This window comes from Mycoplasma sp. 888 (genome assembly GCF_035609225.1).
In the GTDB taxonomy this organism is placed as follows: domain Bacteria; phylum Bacillota_I; class Bacilli_A; order Mycoplasmatales; family Metamycoplasmataceae; genus Mycoplasmopsis.
The window spans coordinates 536,506-550,858 of record NZ_CP141192.1 but is presented as its reverse complement, the minus strand read 5'-3'; the positions used below and the strand labels follow the sequence as shown (position 1 = coordinate 550,858).

The 14,353-nt window shown below is 26.2% G+C and carries 15 protein-coding genes and 1 tRNA gene; 15 read left to right on the top strand and 1 reads right to left on the bottom strand.

Annotated features, from left to right (window positions below):
- Window positions 1-8: 8 nt before the first annotated feature.
- The 10 genes from U5U50_RS02570 (at window position 9) to U5U50_RS02525 (ending at window position 10,827) form a co-directional block, all read left to right on the top strand.
- Window positions 9-1,358, top strand: a complete 1,350-nt coding sequence (locus U5U50_RS02570; protein ID WP_324672505.1) for an ABC transporter permease — start codon at window positions 9-11, stop codon at window positions 1,356-1,358.
- Window positions 1,359-1,369: 11 nt separating this feature from the next.
- Window positions 1,370-2,422: an ABC transporter ATP-binding protein gene (locus U5U50_RS02565; RefSeq protein WP_324672502.1), complete on the top strand. Its 1,053-nt coding sequence runs from the start codon at window positions 1,370-1,372 to the stop codon at window positions 2,420-2,422.
- Window positions 2,415-3,203: an ATP-binding cassette domain-containing protein gene (locus U5U50_RS02560; RefSeq protein WP_324672499.1), complete on the top strand. Its 789-nt coding sequence runs from the start codon at window positions 2,415-2,417 to the stop codon at window positions 3,201-3,203. The genes U5U50_RS02565 and U5U50_RS02560 overlap by 8 nt, the downstream gene beginning before the upstream one ends.
- A gap of 122 nt (window positions 3,204-3,325) precedes the next feature.
- The gene (locus U5U50_RS02555) at window positions 3,326-3,874 is read left to right on the top strand and encodes a hypothetical protein (RefSeq protein ID WP_324672497.1); all 549 of its coding nucleotides are present in this window, start codon (window positions 3,326-3,328) and stop codon (window positions 3,872-3,874) included.
- Between the two features lie 14 nt (window positions 3,875-3,888).
- Window positions 3,889-4,791 (top strand): ATP-binding cassette domain-containing protein, encoded by a 903-nt coding sequence (locus tag U5U50_RS02550; protein WP_324672495.1) that lies wholly within the window; start codon window positions 3,889-3,891, stop codon window positions 4,789-4,791.
- Entirely contained in the window at window positions 4,791-5,270 is a 480-nt protein-coding gene (locus U5U50_RS02545; protein ID WP_324672491.1) for a DUF3899 domain-containing protein, read from the top strand. Before U5U50_RS02550 ends, U5U50_RS02545 begins: the two co-directional genes overlap by 1 nt.
- 241 nt (window positions 5,271-5,511) lie before the next feature.
- Window positions 5,512-7,620 (top strand): lectin like domain-containing protein, encoded by a 2,109-nt coding sequence (locus U5U50_RS02540; RefSeq protein ID WP_324672488.1) that lies wholly within the window; start codon window positions 5,512-5,514, stop codon window positions 7,618-7,620.
- 869 nt (window positions 7,621-8,489) lie between these two features.
- A tRNA-Leu gene (locus tag U5U50_RS02535) sits at window positions 8,490-8,573 on the top strand.
- Between the two features lie 120 nt (window positions 8,574-8,693).
- Entirely contained in the window at window positions 8,694-9,647 is a 954-nt protein-coding gene (gene holA, locus U5U50_RS02530) for a DNA polymerase III subunit delta (protein ID WP_324672485.1), read from the top strand.
- On the top strand, window positions 9,598-10,827 hold the full coding sequence (locus tag U5U50_RS02525; protein ID WP_324672483.1) for a hypothetical protein: 1,230 nt from the start codon (window positions 9,598-9,600) through the stop codon (window positions 10,825-10,827). The genes holA and U5U50_RS02525 overlap by 50 nt, the downstream gene beginning before the upstream one ends.
- Window position 10,828: 1 nt before the next feature.
- On the opposite strand, the gene U5U50_RS02520 is transcribed toward U5U50_RS02525, so the two are convergent.
- Window positions 10,829-11,764, bottom strand: a complete 936-nt coding sequence (locus tag U5U50_RS02520; RefSeq protein WP_324672481.1) for a nucleotidyltransferase — start codon at window positions 11,762-11,764, stop codon at window positions 10,829-10,831.
- 120 nt (window positions 11,765-11,884) lie between these two features.
- Between U5U50_RS02520 and U5U50_RS02515 the strand changes: the two genes are divergently transcribed.
- The 5 genes from U5U50_RS02515 (at window position 11,885) to ruvB (ending at window position 14,323) form a co-directional block, all read left to right on the top strand.
- Entirely contained in the window at window positions 11,885-12,088 is a 204-nt protein-coding gene (locus U5U50_RS02515; protein ID WP_324672477.1) for a hypothetical protein, read from the top strand.
- Between the two features lie 49 nt (window positions 12,089-12,137).
- Window positions 12,138-12,362, top strand: a complete 225-nt coding sequence (locus U5U50_RS02510; protein ID WP_324672474.1) for a hypothetical protein — start codon at window positions 12,138-12,140, stop codon at window positions 12,360-12,362.
- Between the two features lie 139 nt (window positions 12,363-12,501).
- A complete protein-coding gene (rpmF, locus tag U5U50_RS02505) occupies window positions 12,502-12,702 on the top strand; it encodes a 50S ribosomal protein L32 (protein ID WP_257088893.1) in 201 nt (66 codons plus the stop codon).
- A 90-nt stretch (window positions 12,703-12,792) separates the two neighbouring features.
- Entirely contained in the window at window positions 12,793-13,395 is a 603-nt protein-coding gene (ruvA, locus tag U5U50_RS02500; RefSeq protein ID WP_324672471.1) for a Holliday junction branch migration protein RuvA, read from the top strand.
- Window positions 13,367-14,323 (top strand): Holliday junction branch migration DNA helicase RuvB, encoded by a 957-nt coding sequence (gene ruvB / locus U5U50_RS02495; RefSeq protein WP_324672469.1) that lies wholly within the window; start codon window positions 13,367-13,369, stop codon window positions 14,321-14,323. The genes ruvA and ruvB overlap by 29 nt, the downstream gene beginning before the upstream one ends.
- Window positions 14,324-14,353 lie beyond the last annotated feature (30 nt).

Sequence of the window (14,353 nt, the reverse complement as noted above, 5' to 3'; positions counted from 1 at the left end):
GAGCAAATATGAACGCAAGAGAATTTGAAAAGAAATATAAATTATCTTTAGATAGCATTCGTCCAACCATTTCACAATTTGCTCCTAAAGATGATAGTACGCTTAATTCGATCGCTGGTAAGCCTAAAAAACTTTTAGTTGAAATAATTAAGCGTTTCTTTACAAACTGAGTTGCAGTTGCTTCATTATTTGTATTTATAACTATCTTAGTAATTTCAATTTTTGTAACTGAAACTGCAAAGTATTCAGCTACAAAACCACTTTATAATTCAGTTGGAATTTGAACAATTGACCCACAAACAATGCAAGTTGCTAAATACATCGATTCATCAACAAGTAACATTATAGGACTTCCACCAATGAGTAGTCCTTGATATCCTGCTCAAGGTCACATTGATAACTATGAGACATTAATTAATGCTTGAGCAAGTAGTGATTATTATGGTGGAGTTTTATGAAGTGACTTTATTTACTTCGGTGAAAATAACCCTGCTAATGCAATTAAAATTGTTGATATCTCGGATTCAACAAACAAAGTTTTAGTTAATGCTTATGTGTTTAACAAAGTTCAAAACATTGGTATTGCTTTAGAAAAATCACAAATCGACCCATCAGTTTCGGCAGAAAAAGCTAGAGAATACATTCAAACTATCTTAAATCACAATCCACAATTTTCATTATCAACTTACTTAGGAACAAACCAAGCTGGAGTTGATATATGAACACAGTCTTGAGTTGGAACTTGAGAAGCAATTAAATTAGCTTTAATAGTTGCTACAATTCAAACAATTATCGGAGTTGCGATTGGTGCTTATTTAGGTTTCCACGTTGGAACTTGAATTGATACAACAATAATGAGATTTATTAATATTTTCATGTCTCCACCAACAATGATTTGATTATTAATCTTTGCTGCTACATTTGGTACATCAAACTTAACTTTAGGAATAGCACTTGTATTTATTGGTTGAGTTAGATCAGTAGGAAGCACAAGAATGTTTATAATTACAGTTAAAGATCAAGAATACATTACAGCTTCACAATCAATTGGTGCATCAAAAGCTAGATTAATTTACAAACACGCATTACCTGCAATCGTCGGAAAAATTTCAACAAGTTTCGTTGCATCTATTCCATCAATTATCATGCAAATTTCATCACTTGCATTCTTAGGGTTCTTCAAATCAGATAGTGCTAACTTAGGAACAATTTTATCTAACGCAGCATCACAAGCAGGAGATAATGCATTTATCTTAATCTTACCTGCATCAATCTTATTATTAATTTCAGTTTCACTTCACTTTGTTGCATTAGGAGTTCACGATGCTCTTGATCCAAAAGTTATTAAAACAAGATAGGAGGTAAATTTATGGAAAACAAAGATTTATTATTAGATGTTAAAAACCTTAAAGTCTCATTTAAATTAAGAAGAAATAAATTTATCACTATCGTACGTGGTGTTGATTTAAAAATCAAAAAAGGTGAAATCATAGGTATTGTAGGTGAATCTGGTTCAGGAAAATCAGTTACATCTAAATCATTACTCAACATAAATGAAAACTCATTTATTACAGCTGATAAAATGGAAATCGATGGAATTGACTTACTCAGTAGCAAAAAAGATAAATTTTGAGAGACAATTAGAGGACATAAAATCGATTACATTCCTCAAGATCCGCTTACATCACTTAATCCAACTAGAAAAATTGGTAAACAATTATTAGATGCGCTTAACAAAAACCCTGAATGAAAAAAATCAACATACTTAGAAAAAAGAAAATACTTAATTTCACTACTTAAACGTTTTGGAATTCGTCAAGCTGAAGCTGTTTTTGATATGTATCCACACACACTTAGTGGTGGTATGAAACAACGTGTTGTTATTACAATGGTTGTTGCACTTAAACCAAGTTTGATTATTGCTGATGAACCTACAACAGCACTTGATCCCACAGTTCAAGCTTCAGTTCTATCATTATTTGAAAATATTAGACAAGAATTCAATATTACAATTATCTTAATCTCACACAATATTTCAGTTGTTGCTAAATTCTGTGACTACATTTATGTAATGTACGCAGGTAAAATAGTTGAAAAAGGAACAAAAAAGGATGTTTTTACAGAACCAAAACACCCTTATACGTGAGCTTTAATTTCAGCTATTCCTGAAAATAGAGAAGATAGATTGTATTCAATCAGTGGTACACCACCTGATATGAATAACTTACCTTTAGGAGATGCATTTGCACCAAGAAATCAATATGCATTAGAAATTGATTTTCTTAAAGAACCTCCCTTATTTGAGATTTCATCAACACATTGAGCAGCTACTTGATTGTTACACCCAGATGCTCCAAGAATTGAATTATCAAAAGAATTACAAGCTAGATTAGAAAGTTTTAAGAAGGTGTTTAATGAGTAAAAAAACAATATTAGAAATTATTAATCTTAAAAAATACTTTGTTAACAAAAACAATGTTAACAAAGCTGTCGATGATGTTTCTTTTGATTTAAAAGAAGGTGAAATAGTAGGTCTCATAGGTGAATCAGGTTCAGGTAAGACAACAATTGGGCGTTCATTATTACGTTTATATAATGACTACAATGGTTTTGTTAGATTAGATGGAAAAATCATTTCAGGAAAAAGAATTTCTAGAAAACGTAAGAAATTTATGCACAAAAACATCCAAATGATTTTTCAAGATCCAATGGCATCGCTTAATGGACAAAATACAATTTTCAGTATTTTAAAAGAACCATTAATTGTTAATGGAGTAATTAAAAATAAAATTAAAAACATTAAAAAAGATTGAAAAGATGTCACAAATAACTTCAGATACACATTTTTAGAACAAGAATTATTATTAAGACTTGAAAACCTAAAAATAATTAATAAACTTCACATTCCATTAATTAAAAAATGAGAAGAGTTATCTGAAAACATTCAATTTGATATTGAAAATAATATTGATGATCAATTTAACTCATATTTTGCGTATTTAGAAGAGAGAACAAAAATTAACTCTCAAGTTATTAATAACCTTTATAAAAATAATGAGAAGTTAATTCAATTATTTGAACAAAAACAATCTGACTTTAGACATAGAAAAATCGACTTAGATGAAATTGATCTTGAGGAAGCTAAACTTAAATACAAAAAGTTAAGCAACTTTCAAGTTTTAGTCCAGAGTACTTTGAATTAAAAGATTTATACAATGATCAAAAAGCTCACTACAAAGAGCAAAAAGTTAATTTCAAGGATACGGCATCAATTTCAAAAACATCAATTAAAAATTTCTTAGCAGAAGTTAAAAATGAATACACAATGCATAAAAATGATGCAAGAAGTACAACATTTTTAGACTTATATTTCCACGAATACAAACTGTATTTAATTAACTACAAGCTATATAGACAGTTAAAACAAAATTATCGTTTACTTAAATTTTTATCATTTGAGCATTTAATTGAACTCTCAGATGAGTTCAGAGCTTACTCACAGGACTTTTATACAAAATTAAATGTGGACACAAGATTCAAATCATCAATCAAGGAACTTCAAAACATAGTTTCAAAAGAATACAATTTTGATTTATCAAAATTCATTCAAAGATCGCAACATTTAGGTTCTAAGTTGCATCAAAACTATAAAGAAGTTAAAAAAGCTAAAAATAAAACATTCTTTAGAATGTTTGTAGAATTTTTTAAAGATCCTCAAGATGTAAGTGGACAAATAAAAGTTGCTAAAGAAGAACTTAAACAAAAACAAGAAGTATTTAATGCTGAACTTGCAAAATACTTACAAAAATACTCAAATAGAATTTCTAGCATTAGAGCAGAAATTGATGAAGCGTTAAAATTTCAACAAGAGTAAGAAATAAAGATAATGTGATTTTTGAAAACTTCAAGAAAAATCACGCTAACTTTATCAAGTTTTACAAAGAAAACTTAATTGCGCCACTACTCAAAGAATCTAAAGTATCTAGAAATAATGCTTTAATTAAACAAAGACAAATTGATTTAAATGTCTATAAAACAAATGTTTCAGATAGGTTGAATGGAATTGAATCTTTCAAAATTGAAACAAAATATTTAAATGCAAACTTAAGTGATATTAGATTACTTATGGGAATTTCAAGTTTAGATATGTGACTTCAAAATAGATGATGCGCTAATTTTGTTAAATTCTTAATTGCTCCATATCGTTTCTTAAGAGTAGGTAACTTATATGTAAGAAATATAATTTACAAATCCTTAGAAGATGTTGGGTTGCTAAAACAATTTGCTTACCGTTATCCACATGAGTTTAGTGGTGGTCAAAGACAAAGAATTGTTATAGCAAGAGCGCTTATTACAGAACCTAAAGTAATTGTTGCTGATGAACCAATTGCTTCACTTGATATTTCTATTCAAGCTCAAGTTGTAAATCTTTTAAAAGATTTATGCAAACAAAAAAATATTGCTATGATTTTTATAGCACACGATCTATCAATGATTGAATATGTCGCTGACAGAGTTCAGATTATGCATTTAGGTAAAATTGTTGAATCAGGACAAACTGAAGAAATCTATGCAAAACCAATTCACCCTTATACACTTAATTTATTCAAAGCAATACCTAAAATTTCAAATGCTAATGAAAAATTCCAAGATGTTAAGTTTGAATTATCATATTTATATGAACAACAATTCCCTAATATTCCAACAATTTATACAATTGAGAAAAATAAACATTATATTTATGCAACCGATGAACAAGCTAAAAAATGAAAAGAAGGTAAATACAATTAATGAAAAAGTTAATATATAGAAGTTTAAATAAATTAAAATTTGAATTTGCAACACTTAGATTTTATTTAATATCACTAGCTTTTCTAGTTATATACTTTGTGATAGTTGGTGCATATTTAGGAAAAAATAATGCGTTATTGGCTGAGGAAAAATATCATTACAACATACTCATAAACGGTTTTTCAATTCCGGCTTATGTTACTTGTTTAGTGGCTTTATTATGTATTATTTTAAAACTTGGTTTTTTAGAAAAAAGTATTGAAAAATTTAAGATGTCTTGAACTAATCTACAAGATGTTAAAGAACAAAGAAGACTCAAGTCTATGTCTAATGAAGAAAAGAGAGCTTATCTTCATACAAAGGAAAAAACTAAAAAAAGACAAATAGACAAACCTACACCATCTAAGTTTCCGTTTGTATTTAACTTTTGAATTTATTTTCTTTTATCAATTATCTTCACAATTATTATTTACACCTAATAATCCTTGCACATAGCTTTAAAACTATGTGCATTTTTGCTGCATTTTCCACTTACGTGTTTTTTATGCTTTTTTAACCCATATATATTTATAGGTATATAACTAAAAAATTAACATGATATTTTTTTAAATATCTTAAATTAACAATTAAAAACTTATAAAATAAAGGATGTTTGTTTCAACAATTTGAACTTCATTAAAATACTTTATAAAAATATTAATATTTATATAAAATAAGTATATGAAATTAAAAAATAAAAAAATATTAACTAGTTTATTAGTTAGCCCAAGTTTATTGGTGCCTTTTAGTGTGATAAGCGCAACCACATTAGCTAATTCTGACGCACCAAAATTAGAGCTTTTTCAAACTAAAACCGCAGAAGAAATTGCAAGAATGCCTTTTTTCGATGCAAGAGAACACAATTTAGTTACTAGTGTTAAGAATCAAGGCCATGAAGGTCTTTGTTGAGCATATACAATTGCTTCAATGTTAGAAACTAATATTTTAAAAAATAATATAGGGAATTACACTAAAAATTCTTTAGATATTGATGAACATGCAATTGATTACATAAGTAATAGTTGAAATCACAAAGCAGATAAGTTAAATTTAAATCTCGATGCTAAAGAATGAAAAGGAATTTTAGGTGATGGAAATCATTTATCTCACGCATTTAATGGTTTAATGAGAAATACATCTCCAATTGCTCAAACTAATCAAACTGAATTTCCTAATTTTGATAACCCTACAATTGCCAAAATCAAAAATGCTGTAAAAATTAATCATACTGTTAATGATATTAAATTAGCAATTGCTAAATACGGTTCTGTGGGGGTTTCTTACGCTTTTAATCGAATGAATTTTCACCCTGACACCGTTTGATACAACGAACCAAATTCAATTATTGTAACTAAATCACCTAAAGAAAGATATATCGGAAATCATGCTTCAGTTATTGTGGGCTGAAACGATGATTATTATGTATCTGATTTTGGACCTGAAACACCCAAACAAAAAGGTGGTTTTATTATTAAAAATAGTTGAGGAACTAAAAACATGCATTCTCAGGGTTACTTTATACTTTCATATGATTCATTAGATTTACTTCATGAAGTAATGGCAGTTGAAGTAGAAAATAATAATGTATATCAAAATACTTACTATTATGATACAAAAAATTCATTTTCTTTATTTGAAACCATTGGTACTAATGAAAGAACAATGGCAAATATTTTTCCAGTTAAAAAAGCAAATGATAAAATTGTAGAAAAATTAAAGTCAATTAATTTTGCGCTTAAAGGCTCAAATATTACTGCTGAAATTAAAATTTATGTTAAAAATTCTTTAATGTCGAATCCTGAAGATGGTGAACTAAAATTAACTCAAAAAGTGCAAATTCCAAATTCTGGTGATAAAGGATTTTATACAATTGATTTAAAAGAAGAAATTATTTTAAACAAAGGACAATATTTTTCAATCATAGTTGACATCACTAACAAAGGCAAAAAAAACGTTGATTTGGTGGCGAGTGATGAAACTAGAGAAGTTTTGAGTTTTTATAAACATAATAATAAATGAGAAAATAGCAAAAAAAGTTTAGTTGTATTTGGAATTAAAGCTCATACTCTTGAAGTGCCAATTAGTGAATTAAATAAAGACGCAACAGTTAATGAAAAAAATAAAGAATTAGAAGAAAGTTCTGAAACTAATGCAAATAATAAACCTAGTGAATCAGATACGGAAAATAATCCACCTAGAAGCGATGACAGTAAAAGTAAATCAGAAAGCTTTGAAGGTGAAGTAAAAACAGATACAGATACTAATATAGAAAAGACATCAGATAGTGAAATTTCAAGAGAAGAAGAAATAAGTTCTCCAAAAACTGATGAATCTGAAACAGATTCAAGTTCAAAAGAAAATAATCCGATTTCAAAAGAATCTGATGTATCTAATGTTGAAGACAATAGTTCACCAGTAGCCGAAGATACTCCTAAAAATAAAGATATAACTGATGAAAGTTCATCAGAAGATAAAACTAATTCAAACTCTGAAACAGGAACAGATTCAGAATCTCAAGATAATAACAAATCTACAACAGAAGATTCTGCAACTGAAAATAAAGATGCAATAAATAAAAATCCAACTACTAATGAAAGTTCAACTATAGAAAAGAATAATTCTGATAATAAAAAAGAATTAGAAGATGTTTCAATAGAATCTGAAAAATCTAAAACTAATAAAACACATGTTATTTTATGAAGTATTTTAGGTGTTACAACTGGAATTATAACTTTTGGTATAGCAACTTTCTTTATTGTTAAATTAATGAAAAAAAGAGTTAAAAAATAATTTAACTTTTTTTCTTCTTTTAGAAGTTTAAAAGGTTTATTAGCAATTAGATCGATATATTTATCAACCTGAAGACATATCGAAGACTATATATGTCTTTGTTTCTTAAGTTTAGTTTTACTTAAATTTTTAGTTTTCAAAATTAATGATTTAACTGGATTATATGGAAAAGATAAATTTACAGAAAATAGATTAATTGACATGATGAACAATGTCAAAGAAATCCGAAAAAATTTAACAATCAAATAACAAAAATATTTGAACTAAACGATGATAATCTAAACCAAAATTGAGATGATTATCATTTAGTTGAAAAAGTTTTTGAATTAACAAAAATTAAAAAATAAATATCTAAAACTAATATTTTACAGTTTATCCTACAAAGTGGAAAACACGGGAGAGTTTATTTTCATACAAAGGAAAAAACTAAAAAAAGACAAATAGACAAACTACACCTTTCGTGTTTCCATTTGTATTTGACTTATCAATTTATTTACTTTTATCAATTATCTTCACAATTATTATTTATGCCTAATAATCCTTGCACATAGTTTTAAAGCTATGCGCATTTTTATACCTTTTCACTAAATAAATATTTTGGAAAAAGTCGAATTTATGAGATTAAAGAAGTATACTTATTATAATTAGGTAAAATGTTAATTATCTTTTCATTGATTTTTAGAAAAGAGGAAAAAATAAGAAATTCTTATTGTTAGTTTCATTCTGAATTATAAAATACCTAAAGTAAGAAGTTTTGTTTTTGCAATTGTTATTATTTATCACTTTCTGGTTTAATAGTAAATTTAACAAGTTGATTATTCAGTTTGTTTTATTTTTAGATGATTAAAAATTGATATAATAAATAATATGCCTTAGTGGTGAAATGGTAGACACCGTGGACTCAAAATCCACTGGAGAAATCCGTGCAGGTTCGAATCCTGTCTAAGGCACCAATTAAAGCGCTTTGTGCTATTTTTTTATACCTTTTTAGTACTTATAAAGCAATAAAGGCCTAATGGAATATTCGAATATCTTTGTATAATAATTTTAATATTTGAATTTAAAGGAATGATATGAAGTTATATTATGGAACTGATTTAGAATACATTAAATCAATAATTAAATCTGAGGAAAAAGATATTCTTGAAAGAGATATTTTTATTTTTGATGACAACTCATATTTAAGCTCATTTGATACATTAAATGAGATTTTATTAAGTAATGGTTTATTTTCTTCTAGAAAACTAATCATCCTCGAGAATATTAGTTTTAACAAACCTACAAAATATAAAGATAATTCTAAAAATGAGCATTTATTAAATTTATTGAAATCAGTTGATTCAAATATTAGTGTTTATTTAATTTACAAAACAGAAACAATAAATAAAAGAGTTATAAGTGATTATGCATTAAATTTATGTAAAAAACCTAAAAAAATAGCTCAATTATTACCTGCGCAGCTTGCTGACTATGTTATAAGTGAATTTGCGAAAAATAATATTGCTATAGATAAAACAACTGCATTAGTGTTTTTGCAAAAGTTACCTAATGATTGAAAAATTATTAATAATGAAATTAATAAATTGTGTTTATTAAACAAAACCATTACTGAAGATATAATTGAGCAAACCATTGCGCCTTACCCATCAGATGATCCTTTCGAATTTTCTAATGCTATTTCAAGAGACGATTTTCAAGCTATGTATAAAATCTTTGAACAAAAGAAAAACGAAAACACACCTGTTATATTATTGTTTGCGAACTTTGTCTCAACATTTACATTAGTAAATAGAATTTACTGATATCAAAGTTTAGGACTTAATATCTCTGAAATTTCACAAGCTTTAAATATGAATGAAAAAAGAGTTTTTGTTCATGTGATGATTTTAAAAAGATTTGGTTTTGAGAGAGCCCAAAAAATAATTGAACAATTAGCTAAAACAGACAAATTATTAAAAACTTCAGGAGTTGATTCATATGATATTTTCGAAATGTTTATGATCCAAAATTTCGCCAAAAATAAATAAAACATTTATTTACTTGGATTCTCAAATTGTTAAATCAAAAAATGTTGAAGTTATCCAAAATTACTATGAGCAAGTACTTAAATTAATTACTTCAAACGTTGATGAAAAATTTGTTATTGTTTTACCCGATTTATATTCTCTATATAACTTTGATTTGTTATCATCAAAAACAAATACTGAGCAAATTTTCTTACAGAAAATAGATAAGTTGAAAAGTTTTGTTTCTAATTTAAAGAAATTAAACGTTGAAATTCAAGGAATTATTAAATTCGATAATATAACTTCATTTGCTGAATTATTAAGTAAACATAATGGTTTTGATGTTGAAAAAATTTTGAACAATGAAATCTCATCAGATGAGACTAAATATGTTGATTTACTAAACACGCAAATGATAGATTTAGAATCTCTTGCGAATTCAGATAATAAGTTACGTAAAGATTTTGAAAAAATTTACAAGTGGCTTGAAATTGAATATGAAATTTCTGGCGTTGTTATCTCAGGTTTATTTGATTTTATTAATGATAAACAAAATAATATTAATAAGCCTCATATTCAATTAATCAAAAAAACAATTGATAATTTAACTGTAACCGTAACTCAGATCACTTTATATGAAAAGTGCTACGACAAAGCTATAAAAGTATGTAAACTATTTAACAATTATGATGTATTTACTAAATTAGATACATATAAGATTAAAAATGTAAGAGATTATGACAAAGCTGTTTTTACTAGAAACAATTTAAACTTCATATTCAATCCTAATTCATTCATAAATAAGTTCAATGATGTTTTAATTTACAAAACAGAATTATTATCAAACATTTTAAATTTATTGTTAATATCACCTAAATTATTTGGATATCAAATTCCATTTAAGCTATTCAATAACAATGAAAATAATTTAAATTCAGTTATTAATTGAGAAGATAGATTTTTTGATTTATTCAATACTTCAATTTTCAAAAGATACAAGATTCTAAAATACAATCTAAAACTTAAAAAGATTTCTGTATCTACATTTAAGACTAAAAAGTTAATTTGAAAAAAAATTATGTGCAACAATGTTACACATAATGTAATTATTAATAAAACAAATGGTTATGTAAAAATTAAATTCTTATTTAAAAAATTTAATAAGAAGAAATTAGAACCTTGAGGATTTTATATTTATTAAATTAATCTTTTTTAATATTCAAGAATATACTAAGATATGCTCTTTTTATTCTACTTGCTGTGTATCTTTTCGATACACATGCATCAATAAATGAATAATAATCATCATTTAAATTAACTTGTTTTTTGAATAAATTTTCTATACCTTCATCAATCATTTTAATTGAAGCTAATTGTTGAGGTGTTTTTTTATTTACTATTTTCTTAAACTTCTTATAAGTTCTTGCAATATCATTTTTTGACTTATAAACCAGCCTCATAGGCGTGAACATAGAAACATCTTCATTATTTTTAATCATACTTCTAATTTTTGAAGCACTTGCAAAATTAAACATAGTTTCATTAGAATGAAATGGAATTGTTCTTTGGATTGAAATTGCTTTAATATCTAAATTTGAATTAACAATTTCTTTAACATACTCTATTCCTAAAATATCATTAGGTAAAGTTATGTTTACTCCTATTAAATCAGATAAAGCTTGGGAAGCTGCTCTGGGAAACCCTGTTCCATTTTGTTTTAAATAAAACTTAATTTTCTTATTGTATTCATCAATATTATTTTTTATAGTTGTTGCGATTTTATAAAATAAATCAATATCATTTGTTTCAGAACCAAAAACTAAGTATTTTATTTTATGTTTAGCAAGCTGTTTTACAGCATTTGATGCAAAAATATGAGCTGCTTGAATTGATTTTTCATCATCAAGCTTAATAACTTTATTAACTCCATATTTTTTTGCTATTTTAGCTCTTTGCCTGAATGATCCAATAGGAAATTCTCCACGTTGAGTATATTTGTTTGTCATTCCAACAACAATATAAGCATCAGGAATATTTTCTTTAATTCAATTTATTTGATAAATATGGCCGTTGTGAAATGGGTTGTATTCAGCCACAATTCCAACAATGTTCTTTTTTCTTGCAATAAAACTTTTCATGAATAAATTATTATAATATAAATATATGAGTTTTTAGAATGCAATAAATATAACTACTTATATATGATTTAAAAAATACGTGGTTACTAAATATATTTAACAATCTCAAAAGAACGTATTGTGTTAAGTATTATTAAAGAACTCAAACCAAAATTAGCTAAATTCAACATAACAATTTTAGTTATTTCTATATTTGTGCTTATTTCAGGTTTTTCATATTTTGCATTTTTAATGGCACTTACAAATTACAAAAAATCAACTACTTCATCAAATGCTGTAATTTCACTTTTAGATTTAGTAAGTTTATGTCTCAATGATGATTAGTAACATTAATACTTATATTTGAAATTTTAATGTAATTTGCATAGTATTTATGTTAGATATTAAAAAATCTATTTTTCCATTAATTGCAAATGTAAAATTAAATTCAAAATATGCATCACTATTTAGAAAACATATGATTTTACAAATTATAGATTTCTTATGTGCAGTAATCCTTCCGATCATTACATCAGTGCTATTGAAAAAAGAATTAATCACACTTGAACAAGTGATTCAAAAATTAGATTTTTCAACAGAAATTGCACTTATCAAATAATTAAAAGTAGCGTTTGTTACTTATTTTTTTACATTAGAAAATATTACTAAAAAATCCAAAAATGGACTATTATTTTTTACCTTTTATACTATAATATAAAAGCTTTTAGACTAGTCAAAATATTAAAAAGGAGGCAACAATGGCCATTGTTCCAAAACGTAAAACGTCAAAACAACGTAAACACAAAAGAAACAGTCATTCAGCATTAGAATTACCTAACCTTGTAAATTGCAAGCAATGTTCAAACAAAATTGAACAACATGTTGTATGTAAATTCTGTGGATTTTATAAAGGTAAAAAAGTACAAGGGTACAAAGCTTTATTAGATCGTAACAACTAATAATTTAATTAAATTTATAAACTAGAACAGATAACTGTTCTTTTTTTGTTCCTTTTTGAGAATTTTTACTAAATAAGTGGAGGACAAAAAATGAAATTATATTCAATCGGAGAAATAGTTTATAAAAACAAATCAAACATTATTTTAGAATCAAAAGGAGATGGATACATAGTAACTGTTGCTGACGACAAAAGATGAGAAGTTGGACAAAAGACAAAACTATATTTATTTGAATACAGAACAGATTATATGACACACACTTACGGGTTCAAAGAATTTAAAGAAAGGTTATTATTTATCGATCTTATTGGTATAGAAAAAGTAGGGGCTAAAATTGCAATGAGCATTCTCGAAAAAGGATGAGAATATGTAGCCCACTTAATCGTTGATCATAAAGCTGAAGAATTAGCATCAATTCCATTTGTTACTGAAAGAATGGCTAACTTAATTTGTTTTGAATTAAGTAACAAATGAGCAAAAATATTAACAAATGGAGATGCAAAAAAAGCTGAAAAATTACAACTGAAAGATGAGTTATATAAATCATTATTAGTTTTAGGATTTACCAAAGGTCAAATTGAAAGTGCAGTTAAAAATGTTAAATTAAATCAATCGCTCGAAGATATGGTAGAAGAAAGCATTAAATTTATAGCAACTCAAAAAGATGAAGACAATAGATTTAAGACCGCATAGTTTTGAAAAATTCATTGGTCAAGATAAATTAAAACAAACACTTTTAGCAATGATACAGAGTTCTAAAGTTCAAAATAAACCTTTAGATCACATTTTATTTTATGGAATGCCTGGTATGGGTAAAACAACTTTAGCAACTATCATAGCTAACGAAAAAGGTAGCAAAATTCACTTTGTACAAGGCACAAACATTGAAAAGAAAGCCGATTTAATTAGTGTTTTATCAGTTGTAAATGAAAATGATATTGTGTTTATTGATGAAATTCACAGCATTAATAAAAATGTTGTTGAATTTCTTTATTCTGCAATGGAAGATTTTGTTTTTGATTTAATCATAGGTGTAGATGGAAATTCTAGACCGATAAGGATGAAATTAAAACCATTCACATTAATTGGAGCAACTACAAAATTCAATGAAATTTCACAACCTCTTAAAGATAGGTTTGGTTACATTGGAAGATTAGTTAATTACACATTAAAAGATATTTGCAAAATCTTAAAAATCACTTGTTCAAAGTTAAATTTAAATTTAGATGACGAACTAATTAAGTACATTGCTTCCTATTCAAGAAATACACCTAGGTTAGCAAATCACTTAATTTATAGAGTTTTAGACTTTGCACTTTCTTCAGAAAAAGGTGAAATTACAAAGCAAATTATTAAGAAAACTTTTAAATATCTTGACCTATATGAATATGGTTTAACAAAGGATCATATTGAATATCTTCAAATTTTAAAAGATGGATTTGAAGAAAAATCAGTTTCATTAGACACTATTGTCGGTTTAACCTTACATAACAAATACGATATAGTCAATGAAATAGAACCAATCTTATTGCTCTTAAAATTAGTGCAAAAAACTTCTAGAGGAAGAAAAATAACATCTTTAGGAATAGATTATTTACTAAGACAAAACTTGTCAATTTAGTTTTAATTTCTTTTTATCTTATAGATAAAA